Source organism: Streptomyces sp. NBC_01622, from assembly GCF_045209635.1.
Lineage (GTDB): Bacteria > Actinomycetota > Actinomycetes > Streptomycetales > Streptomycetaceae > Streptomyces.
This window is the reverse complement of sequence record NZ_CP109293.1, coordinates 8,374,914-8,391,684: the sequence shown is the minus strand read 5'-3', so window position 1 is coordinate 8,391,684 and position 16,771 is coordinate 8,374,914. Positions and strand designations below refer to the sequence as shown.

Annotated in this window: 15 protein-coding genes; 6 read left to right on the top strand and 9 right to left on the bottom strand. The window is 72.4% G+C overall.

The genetic code is table 11. The annotated features are described in order from the left end of the window. Window positions 1-5: 5 nt before the first annotated feature. The 4 genes from pepN to OH768_RS38820 all read right to left on the bottom strand — a co-directional run bounded on the left by pepN (window position 6) and on the right by OH768_RS38820 (window position 4,556). A complete protein-coding gene (pepN, locus tag OH768_RS38835) occupies window positions 6-2,537 on the bottom strand; it encodes an aminopeptidase N (RefSeq protein WP_406460864.1) in 2,532 nt (843 codons plus the stop codon). Between the two features lie 56 nt (window positions 2,538-2,593). Then, the gene (locus tag OH768_RS38830; RefSeq protein WP_406460862.1) at window positions 2,594-3,151 is read right to left on the bottom strand and encodes a two-component system response regulator; all 558 of its coding nucleotides are present in this window, start codon (window positions 3,149-3,151) and stop codon (window positions 2,594-2,596) included. A 152-nt stretch (window positions 3,152-3,303) separates the two neighbouring features. Continuing rightward, the gene (locus OH768_RS38825; protein WP_093625585.1) at window positions 3,304-3,654 is read right to left on the bottom strand and encodes a chorismate mutase; all 351 of its coding nucleotides are present in this window, start codon (window positions 3,652-3,654) and stop codon (window positions 3,304-3,306) included. A gap of 11 nt (window positions 3,655-3,665) precedes the next feature. Then, window positions 3,666-4,556 carry a helix-turn-helix domain-containing protein gene (locus tag OH768_RS38820; RefSeq protein WP_406465625.1) on the bottom strand — a complete coding sequence of 297 codons (891 nt, stop codon included), beginning with the start codon at window positions 4,554-4,556 and terminating at the stop codon, window positions 3,666-3,668. 86 nt (window positions 4,557-4,642) lie between these two features. On the opposite strand from OH768_RS38820, the gene OH768_RS38815 reads away from it, so the two are divergent. After that, window positions 4,643-6,460 (top strand): glycoside hydrolase family 35 protein, encoded by a 1,818-nt coding sequence (locus OH768_RS38815; protein WP_406460859.1) that lies wholly within the window; start codon window positions 4,643-4,645, stop codon window positions 6,458-6,460. Here OH768_RS38815 and OH768_RS38810 read toward each other — a convergent pair. From OH768_RS38810 to OH768_RS38800, 3 genes are all read right to left on the bottom strand, one after another. Continuing rightward, window positions 6,391-7,644, bottom strand: a complete 1,254-nt coding sequence (locus OH768_RS38810; RefSeq protein WP_406460857.1) for a DUF2201 family putative metallopeptidase — start codon at window positions 7,642-7,644, stop codon at window positions 6,391-6,393. The genes OH768_RS38815 and OH768_RS38810 overlap by 70 nt on opposite strands. Continuing rightward, the gene (locus OH768_RS38805) at window positions 7,641-8,882 is read right to left on the bottom strand and encodes an AAA family ATPase (RefSeq protein ID WP_406460855.1); all 1,242 of its coding nucleotides are present in this window, start codon (window positions 8,880-8,882) and stop codon (window positions 7,641-7,643) included. Before OH768_RS38805 ends, OH768_RS38810 begins: the two co-directional genes overlap by 4 nt. A 123-nt stretch (window positions 8,883-9,005) precedes the next feature. Further along, window positions 9,006-10,379, bottom strand: coding sequence for a hypothetical protein (locus OH768_RS38800; protein ID WP_406460854.1), 1,374 nt, complete (start codon window positions 10,377-10,379; stop codon window positions 9,006-9,008). Window positions 10,380-10,550: 171 nt separating this feature from the next. On the opposite strand from OH768_RS38800, the gene OH768_RS38795 reads away from it, so the two are divergent. Next, window positions 10,551-11,432: a hypothetical protein gene (locus OH768_RS38795; protein ID WP_406460852.1), complete on the top strand. Its 882-nt coding sequence runs from the start codon at window positions 10,551-10,553 to the stop codon at window positions 11,430-11,432. A 135-nt stretch (window positions 11,433-11,567) separates the two neighbouring features. Here OH768_RS38795 and OH768_RS38790 read toward each other — a convergent pair whose 3' ends face one another. After that, on the bottom strand, window positions 11,568-12,473 hold the full coding sequence (locus tag OH768_RS38790; protein WP_406460850.1) for an SDR family oxidoreductase: 906 nt from the start codon (window positions 12,471-12,473) through the stop codon (window positions 11,568-11,570). Between the two features lies 1 nt (window position 12,474). Next, entirely contained in the window at window positions 12,475-13,260 is a 786-nt protein-coding gene (locus tag OH768_RS38785; RefSeq protein WP_359605106.1) for an SDR family oxidoreductase, read from the bottom strand. An 85-nt stretch (window positions 13,261-13,345) separates the two neighbouring features. Here OH768_RS38785 and OH768_RS38780 point away from each other — a divergent pair, with 85 nt between their 5' ends. From OH768_RS38780 to OH768_RS38765, 4 genes are read left to right on the top strand one after another with little or no spacing between them, the layout of a single operon-like run. Further along, window positions 13,346-14,113: an enoyl-CoA hydratase family protein gene (locus tag OH768_RS38780; protein WP_406460849.1), complete on the top strand. Its 768-nt coding sequence runs from the start codon at window positions 13,346-13,348 to the stop codon at window positions 14,111-14,113. Then, a complete protein-coding gene (locus OH768_RS38775; RefSeq protein ID WP_406460847.1) occupies window positions 14,114-14,971 on the top strand; it encodes a CoA transferase subunit A in 858 nt (285 codons plus the stop codon). Further along, complete coding sequence (locus tag OH768_RS38770; protein ID WP_406460846.1) at window positions 14,968-15,714, top strand: CoA-transferase subunit beta; 747 nt, start codon at window positions 14,968-14,970, stop codon at window positions 15,712-15,714. The genes OH768_RS38775 and OH768_RS38770 overlap by 4 nt, the downstream gene beginning before the upstream one ends. After that, window positions 15,714-16,766: an NAD(P)H-dependent flavin oxidoreductase gene (locus OH768_RS38765; RefSeq protein WP_406460844.1), complete on the top strand. Its 1,053-nt coding sequence runs from the start codon at window positions 15,714-15,716 to the stop codon at window positions 16,764-16,766. Before OH768_RS38770 ends, OH768_RS38765 begins: the two co-directional genes overlap by 1 nt. The last annotated feature ends 5 nt before the right edge of the window (window positions 16,767-16,771 follow it).

The window sequence follows — 16,771 nt, the reverse complement described above, 5'->3', positions numbered from 1 at the left end:
GAGGATCACTCGGGTCGCGGTGCTGCCCCCCGTACCCGCAACGCCCGTGCCAGGTCGTCGAGTTGGTCGACGAGCTTGCGGCGCAGGGACGGGGTGAGGTCGGCGTCGCGGAGGCATTCCTCGCCGAGGCGGAGGGTTTCGGGGTCGACGGCGTGGGTGGGGAAGGCCCAGCGGCCTGCGGCGTCGGCCATGGCGGGGCCCCGGCGGGCGGCGAGGGTGACCGCGTCCTCGTAGAAGCGGGGCACGTACTCCCCTACGAGGTCGGCCTGTTCGGGTTGCCAGAAGCCCTGGGCGGTGGCGGTGAACAGGTAGTTGGAGAGGTCGTCGGTGGTGAACATCGCGTCCCAGGCCGTGCGTTTGGCCTCGGGGTCGGGCAGGGCGGCGCGGCAGCGGGCGGCGCCTTCCTGGCCGGTGGCGGACGGGTCCCGTGCCAACTCGGCGGCGATCGCGCTCTCTTCGGTGGCGCCGAGGACGGCGAGGCGGGCCAGGACGCGCCAGCGCAGCTCGGGGTCCAACTCCGGGCCGCCGGGGACGGTGCCTTCGGCGAGCCAGGCGGCGATGGTCTCGGGGTGGGCTGCGACGTCGATGAAGTGGCGTACGGCGATGAGGCGCAGGCCGGGGTTGGAGCCGTCCTCGGTGCGGCGGATGAGGTCGCGGCACAGGTCGGTGAGGGTGGCGAGGGCGGCCGGGCGGGCCTCGGGGGTGAGGTAGCGGTCGGTGACCTGGGCGGAGGCGAAGGCGAGGACGCCCTGGACGAGGGCGAGGTCCGTCTCGTGCGGGAGGTGGGCTCGGGCGGCGTCCAGGTAGGTGGAGGCGGGCATCGGGGGTTCGGGGGTCGCCCCCCGAGAGATGCTGCCGCCGTCGCGGACCGCGTCGCGCAGGGCGTTCCAGGCGACCGCGCGGGTGAGGGGTCCGGGGAGGCCGGAGAGGCTGGTGCGGATGGCTTCGAAGGAGTCGGGGTCGAAGCGGACCTTGGCGTAGGTGAGGTCGCCGTCGTTGAGGAGGAGCAGTGCGGGGCGCTTACCGAGGGCCTGGGGGTCGCTCTGCGGGATGTCGAGGTCGAGGCGTTCGCGCAGGACGAGGCGGCCGGTGTCACCGAGGTCCTGGTCGTAGAGGCCGACGGCGATGCGGTGGGGGCGGCTGCCGGCGCGGTCGACGGTGAGGGTGTGGGTGCCGTCTTCGGCGCGGGTGATGGTGGGCGTGAGCGTGTCCACGCCCGTCGTGCGCAGCCACGCGTCCGCCCAGGCGTGGACGTCTCGTTCGGTGCCGGAGGCGAGGGAGTCGATGAAGTCGGCGAGGGTGGCGTTGGCGAACTTGTGGCGGGCGAAGTGGGTGTTGATGCCGGCGAGGAAGTCCTTCTCGCCGAGCCAGGCCACCAACTGCCGCAGTGCGGAGGCGCCCTTGGCGTAGGAGATGCCGTCGAAGTTGAGGAGGGCGGAGGCGGTGTCGTCGACGTTCTCGGGGGCCACGGGGTGGGTGGAGGGGCGCTGGTCGGCGTCGTAGCCCCAGGCCTTGCGGACGACGCCGAAGTCGGTCCAGGTGTCGGTGAAGCGGGTGGCTTCGGTGAGGGTCTGGTAGCCCATGTACTCGGCGAAGGACTCGTTGAGCCAGATGTCGTCCCACCACTGGAGGGTGACGAGGTCGCCGAACCACATGTGGGCCATTTCGTGGGCGATGACCATGCCGCGGGTCTGGCGCTCGGTGTCGGTGACGGCGGAGCGGTAGACGAACTCGTCGCGGAAGGTGACGAGTCCGGGGTTCTCCATGGCGCCGGCGTTGAACTCGGGGACGAAGGCCTGGTCGTAGGAGTCGAAGGGGTAGGGCTCCTCGAACTTCTCGTGGTAGCGGTCGTAGCACTGGCGGGTGATGTCGAGGATCTCCTCGGCGTCCGCGTCGAGGTGCGGGGCCAGCGAGCGGCGGCAGTGGATGCCGAAGGGCAGGCCTCGGTGTTCGGTGCGGATCGAGTGCCAGGGGCCGGCGGCCACGGCCACGAGGTAGGTGGGGATGAGGGGGGTGGTGGCGGCCTGCCAGCGGCCTTCGCCGAGGTGTTCGGTGATGCCGTTGGCGAGGACGGTCCAGCCTTCGGGGGCGGTCACGGTGAGGTCGAAGACGGACTTGAGGTCGGGCTGGTCGAAGGCGGCGAAGACGCGCTGGACGTCGTCCATGAAGAGCTGGGTGTAGAGGTAGGTCTCGCCGTCGGTGGGGTCGGTGAAGCGGTGCATGCCCTCGCCGGTGCGGGAGTAGCGCATGCTCGCGTCGACGCGCAGTTCGTGCTCGCCCGCGGTGAGAGCGGGCAGCGGGAGCCGGTTCTCGACGAGTTGTTCCGGGTCGAGGGGGTGTCCGTCGAGGGTGACGGAGCGCAGCTCGGCGGGCTTGAGTTCGACGAAGGTGTCCGCGTCGGCACGAGCGGTGAACCGGATGACGGTGCGGGAGTCGAAGGTGTCTTCGCCCGTCGTCAGATCGAGTTCGATCGTGTAGCGGTGGACGTCGAGGAGCCTGGCACGGGTCTGCGCTTCGTCGCGCGTCAGTACGGACATGGTGGACATGCTGCCTGATGGCACTGACATGGCACAGGGTCGGTCCGGTACGCGGCCTATGTCCGGTCGGGGGTGGGGGTGGCGGGGGTGGCGGTGTTCTTGGGGTCGCGCTGGTAGGGCACGCGGGCGTCCGGGTGCGGCGGGGACGGGTGGGGCAGCGCCGGGCCGGGGTCGGGCGGGTCCTTGAGGAGGGCGCGCAGTTCGCGGAGCTCCCGTTCCAGGGTCTGGTGGCGCTGGTGGGCGTCGTAGAGGTAGCGGATCTTGGTGCGCAGGGTCCAGGGGTCGACGGGTTTGGTGATGAGGTCGGCGACGCCGAGGCCGAAGGCGGCGGCGGTCAGTTCGGGGTCGAGGCCGAAGCCGGTGAGGAGGACGACGGGGATGTGCTGGGTCTGTTCGAGGCGGCGCAGATAGCGGACCACGTCCAGGCCGCTGACGCCGGGCATCCGCACGTCGAGGAGGAGCAGGCCGACCTGGCCCCGGAGCACCTGCTTGAGCGCCTCGTCGCCGCTGGTGGCGCGGGCGAGCCGGTAGCCCAGCGGGGCGAGGGCGCTCTCCAGCGCGTACAGCGTGTCCTCATGGTCGTCGACGATGAGGATCCTGGCATCCGACGGCATGACCCGAGGTCCCTCCCGCGTGGGACGACCAGCTTATGAGGCAGGCGCTGACGGGGTGTGCCCGTCGGCTGACAAGGAGTGCGCGAGCGGTGCACAGCGCAGCATCGCCCCGAACACACCCCGCTGTCACGCCCCTTACGGGTTCGTCGGGGTCAGTTCGCCGTGGGTGAACCGCCGTTGACGGCGTCCTCCGCGATGCGCTCGTGGTGCCGGATCACCTCGGCGATGATGAAGTTGAGGAACTTCTCGGCGAACGCCGGGTCCAGCTTGGCGTTTTCGGCCAGGGTGCGCAGGCGCTCGATCTGGCGCGCCTCGCGGGCCGGGTCGGCGGGCGGCAGCCGGTGGGTGGCCTTGAGGAAGCCGACCTGCTGGGTGGCCTTGAAGCGTTCGGCGAGCATGTGGACGACGGCCGCGTCGATGTTGTCGATGCTGTCGCGCAGCCTGGCCAGTTCCTCGCGCACGGCGGGGTCGACGTCACCGGTTCCGTTGTTGCTGGTGGTCATGGGCGACCACCCTACGTGGAGTGCGCCCACCCGATGATCGGCGGATCGGCCGGATCGGGGACCTGGTCGCTCCAGCCGCCGGGGACGGTGCGGCCCTGCTGGGCGCGGAAGCGGACGGGTGGCATGCCGACGCGGCGGGTGAACAGGCGGGAGAAGTAGGCGGGGTCGTCGTAGCCGACGCGGCGGGCGACGGCGGCGACGGGGAGTTCGGTGGCGGCGAGGAGTTCCTTGGCGCGGCCCAGGCGGATGCCCAGGAGGTAGTCCTTGGGGCTGCAGCCGGCGCCCCGGCGGACGGCGGCGCGCAGGGCGGCGGGCGTCATGCCGTGCCGGGACGCGTGGTCGGCGACGGTCAGCGGCAGACAGGCGTCGCGGGCGAGGCCCTGGAGGACCGGGTCGCCGTCGGGGGCGAGGTCGGCGCGGGCCAGGCGCAGGGCCACCAGGAGCTCGTGGACGGCGGCGCCGGTCTCCACCTCCAGGAGGGGGTTTCCGCGGCGTGCGGCGCGGGCCATGCGCCCGATGACCGCGCGGGGTCCGCTCGCGTCCGAGAGGGGCACCACGGGCCGCTCCGGCTCGATGTAGCCGAGTTCGGTGTACGTCGCCGTCGCGGGCCCGGTGAAGTCGACGAACCCCTCGTCCCAGCCGGCGCCGGGGTCGGGCGCGTAGTGGTGCGGTACCCCGGGGGTGAGCCACAGCAGCGCGGGCGCGGTGACGGTGGTGCGGCGGCCGTCGGGGGTCAGGTACCAGCCGCCGCCCGCGCTGATCACCACGGCCACGTGGTGGTCGAGGGTGCGGGGGCCGACCGTGGGCAGGGCGCCGTACTGGAGGCCGACGCCGAGGCAGGCGAGGCCGAGGCGGTGGTGGGCGGGTGTGGGCGTGAAGAACCGCATCCAGGTGTGGTACATCCGCGCCCCCTCACGGGTCACTCGGTCCAAGTAGTGGCGATCTTTGTCCATGGACGTGATCGCCGCCAAGGGGAGAGAGTCGGCGCATGAGCGAGTTCACGGTGGGCGACAGGGACTTTCTGCTGGACGGGCGGCCGGTGCGGCTGCTGTCCGGGGCGCTGCACTACTTCCGGGTGCACGAGGCGCAGTGGGGGCACCGGCTGGCGATGCTGCGGGCGATGGGCCTCAACTGCGTGGAGACGTACGTCCCGTGGAACCTGCACGAGCCGGCGCCGGGCGACTTCCGGGACGTGGGGGCGCTGGGCAGGTTCCTGGACGCGGCCCGGGAGGCGGGCCTGTGGGCGATCGTGCGCCCGGGGCCGTACATCTGCGCGGAGTGGGAGAACGGCGGGCTGCCGCACTGGCTGACGGGCGAGCTAGGGCCACGCGCGCGTACCCGTGACGCGCGCTTCCTGGGCCACCTGGAGCGCTGGTTTCGCCGGTTGCTGGCCGAGGTCGTGCCCCGCCAGTTCGACCGCGGCGGCCCGGTGATCATGGTGCAGGTCGAGAACGAGTACGGCAGCTACGGCTCCGACGCGGCCTATCTGCGGCAGGTGGAGGCGCTGTTGCGGGACCAGGGAGTGGCGGTTCCGCTGTGCACCTCGGACGGCCCCGAGGACCACATGCTGGACGGCGGCTCGCTCCCCGGTGTCCTGGCGACGGTGAATTTCGGGTCCCACGCGCGCGTGGCCTTCGAGACGCTGCGCGAGTTCCGCTCCGAGGGGCCGTTGATGTGCATGGAGTTCTGGTGTGGCTGGTTCGACCACTGGGGCGGCGAGCACATCTTCCGCTCCGCCGAGGACGCGGCGTCCGCACTGCGGGAGATCCTGGAGTGCGGCGCGTCGGTCAACGTCTACATGGCGCACGGCGGCACCAACTTCGCCGGCTGGGCGGGCGCCAACCGGGGCGGCGGCGCCCTGCACGAGGGCCCGTTGGAGCCCGATGTGACGTCGTACGACTACGACGCCCCGATCGACGAGTACGGGCGCCCCACGGAGAAGTTCTGGCGACTGCGCGAGGTGTTCGCCGAGTACGCCGACGCCCCGCTGCCCGGACTCCCGCCCGCACCGCCCGTGTTGGACCACCCGGCCGAGGCGAGCCTGACCGGCTGGGCGCCCCTGGCCGACGTACTGGAGGCACGCGGCGGACCGGAGCACACGGGCCCGGTCCCGCCCACCTTCGAGGAACTGGACGTCGACCGCGGTCTCGTCCGCTACGCGGTGACCGTGCCGGGACCGCGCGCCCCGTATCCGCTCACCGCGCGGGGACTGCGGGACCTGGCGGTGGTCTACGTCGACGGGGAACGGGCCGGGATCCTCACGGAGGGCGACGAGCAGCTCAAGGAACCCGTCGCCGGGCACGCGCGCGTGGAGCTGTGGGTGGAGTCCCTGGGGAGGGCCAATTACGGGCCCCGGCTCGGGGAATCGAAGGGGATCACCGGGGGCCTGTTGCACGAGCGACAGTACCTGCACGACGTACGCGCGTGTGGGCTGCGGCTGGACGCGCTGGACGATGTCGAGGGCATTCCGCTGGGGGCGCTGCCCCCGGGCGACTCCCCCGGCCTGTACCGGGGCGCCGTCGAGGTGCGGGGCGCCGGGGACGCCGTACTCGAACTGCCGGGCTGGACGCGGGGGTTCGTGTGGGTCAACGGGTTCAACCTGGGGCGGTACTGGTCGGCCGGGCCGCAGCGGGAGCTGTACGTGCCCGGGCCCGTGCTGCGGGAAGGGGTGAACGACGTCTGGGTGCTGGAGCTCCAGGAGGCGCCGCTCGCCGGGAAGTCCGTGTCCTTGCGTGCTCAGCGGGAGACGGGGGCGGACCCGATCTCGACCACGCGGGCCCAGTCGGGCGGTGTGTCCGGCACGTAGTCGGGGTCGTCCTCGGCGTACATCCCGGTCTCGTACCGGCGCGGGAACAGGCCCACCACCGTCCGGCACGGCGGTCGCCGCTCCGGCCAGGGGGTCTGGCCGTCGGTGAGGACCACGACGGCGTCGGGCCGGGTGCGCAGCGCCCTGGCGAAGCCGGTGCGCAGATCCGTACCGCCGCCGCCCAGCAGCTCGATGCCCTCGGCGCGGCACAGTGGTTGCGCGACCCGGGCCGCCGCGTCGCAGGGCACCACGGTGACCAGGTCGCGGCGGCCACCGACCGCCCTTGAGATCGCGGCGACTTCGAGGAGCGCGCTGCCCAGCTCGGCGTCGCTGACCGACCCGGAGGTGTCGATGACCACGCAGACCCGGGGCGGTCTGCGGCGCAGGCTCGGCAGCACCACGCCGGGCAGTCCGGCCGAGCGGCGCGAGGGTCTGCCGTAGCTGTAGTCCTCGCCCGCGCCGGGAGCGGAGACCGCCGAGCGGACCGCCGCCCCCAGCAACTCCCGCCACGGCTGCGGCGGATGGAAGGCTTCCTCGGCCCACCGCCGCCATCCGTTCGGGGCGCTGCCCGGGCGGCCGGCGATGCCCTGCGCCACCCGGAAGCGGACCGCGTCGCGCTGCTGCTCGCTGAGCCCGTGCGCGCCGTCCGGACCCAGCTCCCAGCCCCGGTCGAGCCCGTCGGCGCCGCTGCCGCAGTCCAGCCACGCCAAGGCCTGGGTGCGCGGCCCCAGTTGGAACCAGCGCAGGTAGTCCTCCATCAGGTTCCCGGCGGGCAGGCCCAACGACTCCGGCCGGACCGCGCCTTCGGGGGTGACCAGGCCCTCGCCGTACGCGTCGTCGTTGATCTCCATGTCGGCGGCGATGTTCATCCGCAGCCGCTCCCCCGGGCCGGTCAGTCCGCGTTCGCGGGCGAGGCGGTCGCTGCGTCCGTGGTGGTCGCGCAGCAGGTGCGAGACCTCGTGGACCCAGACTCCGGCCAGGTCCTCGACCGGCATCCGGTCCACGAACCCCGGCGAGACATAGCAGCGCCAGTGCCGGTCGACGGCCATCGTCGGTACCTGCCGCGACGCGACGGTGTGCAGGGCGAACAGGGCGGTGGCCAGGTAGGGGCGGACTCGGGCCGCGTAGAGGCGGGCGGCGAAGAGCTTGTCGAGGTCGAGGTCCGCGGCCGGGTCGGGGTTCATCGGCCGCCCTTCACGGTCGCGGCGGCGCGGTCCGCCCGTTGCGACAGGGCGACCACTCCGGCCAGTTGCTCGATGGACGCGGGTACGTCCCAGTCCTCCCGGCGCAGCGAGGCGAGGGTGGTCGCGGGGACGACGACCAGGTCCGGGGCACCGGTCTCCAGCGCCCGGACCAGGAGCGCCCACGCCGCGTCCCAGCGGGCCCGGTCGGGACGGTTGCGGACCGCGGCCACCACGCCGTCGAGCACGGCCTGGCGCAGATCCCCGCGCTCGGGCAGCTCACCGGCCGTCGGATCGGCGAGGAACGTCTCGGGGTCGGGGAGGTCCATGCGGTCCACGGCGGCCAGCAGTTCCAGCCCGGGGCCGTCCCCGACCGTGCCCCTGGCCAGCAGGGACAGCACCTCCCGGGAAGAGCCGGCCGCGGTCGCGAACGCGATCAGGCACAGTGCCATCTCCCAGCTCCGGGGCGAGGGCCAGGCACCGCCGCGCCGGGTCTCGCCGCTGGGCAGTTGGTGGACCAGCTTGGGGCGGCCGGTGAGCAGTCCGCACACCGCGCGGCGCGCGTAGTCCACGGCTCCGGACAGCTTCTCCGGGTCGAGTCGCGGGAGGGTCGCCCGGGGCCAGGTGCCGCCGAGGCCGCGTACGACGACCTCGTGGTCGTGGGTCCACTGGAGGTGCACGAACCGGTTGGCCAGCGGCGGGCTCAGCTCCCAGCCGTCGGCCGCCGAGGAGCGGGGGTTGGCGGCGGCCACGATCCGCACCCCGGGCGGCAGCCGCAGCGCGCCGATCCGCCGCTCCAGCACCAGCCGCAGCAGCGCGGCCTGCACGGCGGGCGGCGCGGTCGACAACTCGTCCAGGAACAGCAGCCCCCGGCCCGCCCGCACGAGTCGTACGGCCCAGTCCGGCGGGGCCATCGGGACGCCCTGCTCCGCGGGGTCGTCCCCCACGACGGGCAGCCCGGAGAAGTCGGACGGCTCGTGCACGCTGGCGATCACCGTCGTCAACGGCAGATCGAGGGCCGCGGCGAGCTGGGTCAGCGCCGCCGTCTTGCCGATTCCCGGCTCGCCCCACAGCAGCACGGGGAGGTCGGCGGCGACGGCCAGGGTCAGGGCCTCCAGCTGGATGTCGGGGCGCGGTTCGGTGGTGGTGTCGCGCAGGAGGGTCAACAGGTCACCCGCGACGTCGAGTTGGGTGGGGTGGGCAGGGGTGTCGGTGGCGGCGTACAGGGCGCGTGTGGGCATATGTGGTCACCTTTGGGTTGCGGTGGGGCGTGCGTGGGTGAGGGATGGAGCGCGCGTGAGGACAGGGTTGAAGTGACGTGCGGCCAACGGCTGTTGGTGCGGCGGGGGTGAAGTTCCGTGCGGTCAGTGGCCGTTGGCGCGGCGGAGGCGTTCCTTACGGGGGAGCGGAAGTCCCGGGAAGAAGTGGCCGGATCGCGGTCCGGGGCCGGTCAGGCCCGCCCTGAACAGCCCGTACGTGAGCCGCCGTTGCGCCGCCGCCTGGAGTTCGTCCCGTAGCGCGCCGCCGCGCAGCACCGCGTCGGGACCGAGCAGTCTCTCTACGACGGCCAGCGCGCCGGCGGTGTCGCCGTGGATGAGGCGTTCGCGGACACCGGTGAGGCAGTCCGGGTGGCGGTGTGCCTCGTCGATGGCCTGGAGGCAGGGCAGCGGAGTACCGGTCAACGCGACCAGCAGTTCCTCGCGCCGGATCTCGTCCGGATCGTGGTCGAGGGGTGCCAGTACGCCGTCGACCAGCCCGATCCGGTGCAGGGCGCCCCGGCATTCGACCAGGTGCGGCTGTCCTGCCCGGTCCGGAGTCCGTACGGAACCGTCCGGCCGAGAGCGATCCGGTACGAGTGCGGCGGCGACCAGCGGATGGAGCCGGCCGGCCTCGATCGCACCGGTGCGGAGGAGTTCCAGGTCGGGCGGGACCCGGGTCGCCGCGTCGGGCAGGACCGGGAGGGCGGCGGCGCTGCCGTCGGTCGGTGCCGGTGCGATCCGCAGGGTGTCGGCGGCCGGATCCAGCACGAACCGGTGCCTGGAACCGAACCGTACGGTGACGGGACCGGTCGTCCGGCCCTCGGCGCGGAGCAGGATCGCCGCCTCGGCGGCCCACCGGTCGACGGCGCAGTTCCACGCCTCGGGCACCGTGTCCAGCGGAGCCGGGATCGGTGGAGGTTCGTCGCCGGGTGGCCGGTCGGCCCCGGAGCGGACCCGCAGCTCACCACTCCTTCCCGCATCCCACAGGTGTCGGTGCAGGTCGAGCCGGAACCGTCGGCTCGGCCGGGGATGCGGATGCCGACGGGCTACGGCCTCGCGGTGGGTGCCGTCCCACAGCGCGAGGCCGATCCGCTGGCCGCCGTCGGCCCAGGCGGGTGGAGTCCGGACCACCAGGTGGAGCAGGTGCGAGGCATCGTGCCCGTAGCGGGCCAGGGTGAGGGTCAGTCCCGGGCGCAGCAACCCGTCGGGCGCGATCCTCGGCAGATGCCAACGGAGCAGGTCAGGGGCGAGTCGGCGGAGATCGGCGCGCACTCGGGTGGCCAGTTCCCGGCCGTGGGTGCGCGCGACGGATCGTAGGTCGAGATCGATGTCGACACCGGCGGCGGCGCAGGCGCCCGCCCAGTCCCCGGCATCGCGGCGGACCGTGGCGGTCTCGATCATGGAGGGCGGCACGGCGAACTCGCGCACGCGCGGCCAGAAGGAAAGCCGGGAATTCCCGTTCGCGGTGTGAGGGAGCATCAGCACTCACCTTGCGCGGACGGGACCCCCATTCTGTGAACAGAGTGAGTCGTCATCGCGGGGAGCATAGCCTTCTCCGCCGCGATCCGTCAGGGAAATACTGGGGGCGTGCATCCACGCCCCTCGGCATAGAGTGGATGCGGGTTCAGGGCGTCTCTGGGGGTTGTGGACGTGGCGGACGACGGACCGGTCGAGCACGGCTACCCGCATCTGGACACGGTGCGGGAGTCCATCACCGCGCTCTACAAGCGCTTGTCGTACGACACCGTCCAGACGTTCGCCACCAGTGTGGCCCCCGTCGACGTGGCGTTCTGCGACACGGACGACCTGCATCTGGGGGCGCAGCGGGTGGCCCGGGAGATGGTCCGGCACTACCGGCTCCCGGATGCCCGGCTGATCGTCGGCTTCCGTGAGATGAAGCATGCGGCGAACGTCGAACTCACGGCCGGGCCCGAGTACTTCGTGGAGCTGAACGACCGGTTCCGCACCCATCGGCGGGACATCGGCGCGGCTCTCGCGCACGAGGTCATGCATGTCTACCTGCACCGTCTCGACCTGTCGTTCCCCGGCACCCGGGAGAACGAGATCCTCACGGACACGGCGGCGACGTATCTCGGCGCGGGGTGGCTGCTGCTGGACGCGTACCGGGAGGACTCGGCGTCCTCGCAGAAGCTCGGCTATCTCACTCCGGAGGAGTTCGGGTACGTCCTCGCCAAGCGGGCGCTGGTCTTCGGCGAGGATCCCTCGGTGTGGTTCACGAGTCCGCAGGCCTACACGGCGTACGTCAAGGGCATGGAGCAGGCCCGGCGTGACGAGCAGCAACCTCCTCTTACGGCGGCGGGGTGGGCGGGGCGGCGGCGCTACGCGCACGACCGGCGGCACGGGCCCGGAGTGCAGAAAGGGGTGCCGTACTCCTTCTCTCCCGACGGGCGGGGCAGCTTGCGGGTGTCGTTCCCTTGCCCCACGTGTCATCAGCGGATCAGGGTGCCGGTGCGGGGGAGGGTACGGGCGCGGTGTTCCTTGTGCCGGACGGTGTTGGAGTGCGACACGTAGGCCGGTGCGTCCCGCTGGGGGCTCCGCCCCCAGACCCCCGGCCTTTACCCGCCCACCACCCGACTCGGTCCGCCGAGAAGTGAACCCACAAAGGCAGACTCGGTCGGCCGGGAAACGCACACGCCTCCTCTCCGCCTACGCCCCGTACACCACCCCCGGAACCTCCGCCTCCGCCAGCAGCTTCAGCACCGCCTCCCCCGCCTCCCCCGCACTCCACCGCGCCCCCTTGTCCGCGCTCGGGCCCGCTCGCCACCCCTCCATCACGGTGATGCGCCCGCCCTCCGTCTCGAAGACCCGGCCGGTGACCCCCGCGCTCGCGGCGGAGCCCAGCCACACCACCAGGGGGGAGACGTTCTCCGGGGCCATCGTGTCGAAGCCGGAGTCGGGGGCCGTCATCGTCTCGGCGAAGGTGTGTTCCGTCATGCGGGTGCGCGCCGCGGGGGCGATCGCGTTGACCTGGACGCCGTAGCGGGACAGTTCGGCCGCCGCGACGAGGGTGAGGCCGATGATGCCGGCCTTGGCGGCGCTGTAGTTGCCCTGGCCCACCGAGCCCAACAGGCCTGCTCCGCTGCTGGTGTTGATGATCCGGGCGGTCGGGGTGCGGCCCGCCTTGGACTCCGCCCGCCAGTGCGCGGCGGCGTGTTTCAGGGGCAGGAAGTGGCCCTTCAGGTGGACGCGCAGCACCGCGTCCCAGTCGTCCTCGTCGAGGTTGACGAGCATGCGGTCGCGCAGGTAACCCGCGTTGTTGACAAGGGTGTCGAGGCGGCCGTAGGTCTCCAGGGCGGTCGTGACCAGGGACGCGGCACCGGTGCCGGTGGCGATGTCGCCGCCGTGGGCCACCGCCTCGCCGCCCGCCGCGCGGATCTCCGCGACGACCTGTGCGGCGGGGCTGTCGGGGTCCGGGGTGCCGTCGAGGCCGACGCCGAGGTCGTTGACAACGACCTTGGCACCCTCGGCGGCGAAGGCGAGGGCATGGGCGCGGCCCAGACCCCGGCCCGCGCCGGTGACGACGACGACCCGGCCGTCGCAGAGAGCACTCATCTCATGTCTCCTTTCGTGTCTCCTTGTTGGCGGTCGCGGCGTCCAGGAACGCGGGCCGCTCCCCGCCCCCATGGACGAGGAGGCTCGCCCCGCTGATGTACGCGGCGGCGGGGGAAGCGAGGAAGACCGCCGCCGCGCCCACGTCGGACGGGTCGGCGAGGCGGCCGAGCGGGACGGTGCGGGAGACGGCCGCGATGGCGTCCTCGCCGCCGTAGTGCAGATGGGACGACTCCGTGCGGACCATGCCGACGACGAGGGTGTTGACACGGATGTCCGGCGCCCACTCCACCGCCATCGAGCGGGCCAGGTTCTCCAGGCCCGCCTTGGCCGCCCCGTACGCCGCCGAACCGGGCGACGGCCGGCTGCCGCTGACGCTGCCGATCATCACGACCGAGCCCCTGGCCCGCCTGAGGTGTTCGTACGCGGCGAGGGAGGCGGTGAGCGGGGCGAGGAGGTTCAACTCGATGATCCGCGCGTGGCGTTCGGCCTCCGCGTCGACGAGTGGGCGGTACGGCGCGCCGCCCGCGTTGTTGACGAGGACGTCGAGCCGGGGCAGCGCGGCGAAGAACTCCCGTACGGCGTCCGGGTCGCGCAGGTCCAGGGCGCTGAACTCCGTTCCCTCGACCGGGTCTTCGGGCGGTTTGCGCGCGCAGGTCAGCACATGGGCGCCGGCCTCGACGAAGGCGCGCGCGATTCCGGCGCCGACGCCTCGGGTGCCGCCGGTGACAAGGACGGTCCGGCCGTTCAACGGGCGGTCGGGCGAGTTGTCCACAGGGTGGTTGTCCACAGGCCCTCCCGCTCGGATTCTGCGGCTGCTAGCTTCGAAGCCTCACACCTAACAAATGTTTGGTGGAAAGGTAGCTGATGCGTCCATGGGTGTCTCCACCTCCTCCCCGGAAAACTCGTTCGCGAGCAAGGGGATCTCGGTCGTCACGGTCGACTTCCCGCCGGTGAACGCGCTGCCGGTGGACGGCTGGTTCGCGCTGGCCGACGCCGTGCGCGCGGCGGGCCGCGACCCCGGCGTGCGGTGTGTGGTGCTGGCGGCCGAGGGGCGGGGCTTCAACGCGGGCGTGGACATCAAGGAGATACAGGCGCGCGGACAGTCGGCCCTGGTCGGGGTGAACCGGGGCTGTTTCGAGGCCTTCGCCGCGGTGTACGAGTGCGAGGTGCCCGTGGTGGCGGCCGTGCAGGGCTTCTGTCTGGGAGGGGGCATCGGTCTGGTGGGCAACGCGGACGTGATCGTGGCGAGCGAGGACGCCACCTTCGGGCTGCCCGAGCTGGACCGTGGCGCGCTGGGTGCCGCCACGCATCTGGCCCGGCTGGTCCCCCAGCACGTGATGCGTGCCCTGTACTACACCTCGCGCACGGCGACGGCGGCCGAGCTGCACGCCCACGGCTCGGTGTGGCGGGTCGTGCCGCGCGCCGAACTGCTGCCCGCCGCGATGGAGTTGGCGACCGAGATAGCCGCCAAGGACGGCGAGCTGATCCGGCTCGCCAAGTCCGCGATCAACGGCATCGACCCCGTCGACGTCCGCCGCAGCTACCGCTTCGAGCAGGGCTTCACCTTCGAGGCGAGCGTCAGCGGGGTGGCCGACCGGGTGCGCGACACGTTCGGAACGACCGGAAGGGAGGAGGCGTAGGTGACCGACAAGACGATGACCGCCGATGAGGTCGTGTCCCGGCTGGCGAGCGGCATGACCCTGGGCATCGGCGGCTGGGGTTCCCGGCGCAAGCCGATGTCACTGGTCCGAGCGCTGCTACGGAGCGACATCGGCGATCTCACCCTGGTCTCGTACGGCGGCCCGGACGTCGGGATGCTGGTGGCGGCCGGCCGGGTCCGCAGGCTGGTGGCGCCCTTCGTCACCCTCGATTCCATCCCGCTCGAACCGCACTACCGGGCGGGGCGCGAGCGCGGGGAGTTCGAGCTGACGGAGGTCGACGAGGGCATGTTCATGTGGGGCCTGCGCGCCGCGGCGAACCGGCTGCCGTTCCTGCCCGTGCGCGCGGGGATCGGCTCGGACGTCATGCGGGTCAACCCCGGCCTGCGGACGGTGACTTCGCCGTACGAGGACGGGGAGACGTTCGTGGCTATGCCCGCGCTGCGGCTGGACGCGGCGCTGGTGCACGTCAACCGGGCCGACCGGCTGGGCAACGGGCAGTATCTGGGCCCCGACCCGTACTTCGACGACCTGTTCTGCGAGGCGGCGGACGCGGCCTATGTCTCCTGCGAACGGATCGTGGACACGGCCGAGTTGACGAAGGAGGCGCCGCCGCAGTCCCTGCTCGTCAAGCGGCTGCACGTGACCGGGGTCGTCGAGGCGCCCGGCGGCGCCCACTTCACCTCGTGCGCCCCCGACCACGGCAGGGACGAGGAGTTCCAGCGGCTGTACGCGACGACACCCTGGGCGGAGTTCTCCGAGCGCTTCCTCTCCGGTGACGAGGCGGACTACCGGTCGGCCGTGCGCAACTGGCAGGAACAGGAAGGGGAGCAGGGATGACGGACGTACGGCTCACAGAGGTGTCGCGCTCCGAGTACTGCGTGATCGCCTGTGCCGAGGCATGGCGCGGCGCCGGGGAGATCCTGGCCAGCCCGATGGGGCTGATCCCCTCCGTCGGGGCACGGCTGGCCCGGCTCACCTTCGCCCCGGACCTGCTGCTCACCGACGGCGAGGCCCTGCTGGTGCGTCCGGACGGCACCCCGGAGGGCTGGTTGCCCTACCGGCAGCATCTGGCCCTGGTGTCCGGCGGACGCCGGCACGTGATGATGGGCGCGAGCCAGATCGACCGGTACGGCAACCAGAACATCTCGTGCATCGGCGACTGGGCGCGGCCCAAGCGGCAGTTGCTCGGGGTGCGCGGGGCGCCGATCAACACACTGAACAATCCGACGAGTTACTGGATACCGCGGCACTCCCGGCGGGTGTTCGTGGAGAAGGTCGACATGGTGTGCGGGGTGGGCTACGACCGGGTCGCCGAGCACCCGGGGACGGCCCGCTTCCACCGCATCCCCCGGGTCGTCTCCGACCTCGCCGTGTTCGACTTCGCGACCCCGGACCGCTCGATGCGGCTGGCCTCGCTGCATCCGGGGGTCACGGTGGAGCAGGTCAGGGAGGCGACCGGCTTCGAGCTGACGGTCCCGGACGAGGCTCCGCCGACCCGTGAACCCACCCCGGAGGAGCTGCGGTTGATCCGCGAGGTCATCGACCCGGCCGACACCCGCCGCAGGGAGGTGGCTGTCTGATGGAGACCGCGCTGACCCGGTTGGTCGGGGTGCGGCATCCGATCGTGCAGACGGGGATGGGCTGGGTGGCGGGCCCACGCCTGGTGTCGGCCACGGCGAACGCGGGCGCGCTGGGCATCCTGGCCTCCGCGACCATGGACACCGACCGGCTCCGGGAGGCGATCCGCGAGGTCAAGTCCCGTACGCGGGAGCCGTTCGGGGTGAATCTGCGCGCGGACGCGGCGGACGCCGGAGACCGGGTGCGGATCATGATCGAGGAGGGCGTACGGGTCGCGTCCTTCGCGCTCGCGCCGTCCGCCGAGCTGATCGCCGAACTGAAGGAGGCGGGCGTCGTCGTGATCCCGTCGATCGGGGCGCGGCGGCACGCGGAGAAAGTCGCGGCCTGGGGCGCGGACGCGGTGATCGTGCAGGGCGGGGAGGGCGGCGGCCACACCGGGGAGGTGGCGACGACGGTGCTGCTGCCCCAGGTGGTGGACGCGGTGGACATACCGGTGGTGGCGGCGGGCGGCTTCTTCGACGGGCGGGGCCTGGTGGCGGCGCTGGCGTACGGGGCGGCGGGGGTCGCGATGGGCACGCGTTTCCTGCTCACCTCGGACTCGACGGTCCCGGACGCGGTGAAAGCGGCCTATCTGGCGGCGACGGTCAAGGACGTCACGGTCACGCGGGCGGTGGACGGCCTGCCGCACCGCATGCTCCGTACGGAACTGGTCGACGCCCTGGAGCACTCCGGCCGTACGCGGGCGCTGCTCCAGGCGATACGCCGGGCTGCCGGTTTCCGTCGCCTGTCCGGTCTGACGTGGCGGCGCATGATCCGCGACGGCCTCGCGATGAAACACGGCAAGGAGCTGACCTGGAGCCAGGTGCTGCTGGCCGCGAACACGCCGATGCTGCTCAAGGCGTCGATGGTGGACGGCCGTACGGATCTCGGGGTGATGGCGTCCGGGCAGGTCGCCGGGGTGATCGACGACCTGCCGTCATGTGCGGAGCTGGTGGCGCGGGTGATGAAGGAGGCCGACGAGGTGCTGTGGACGCTGGTCCGGGCCGACTCCTGAATCAC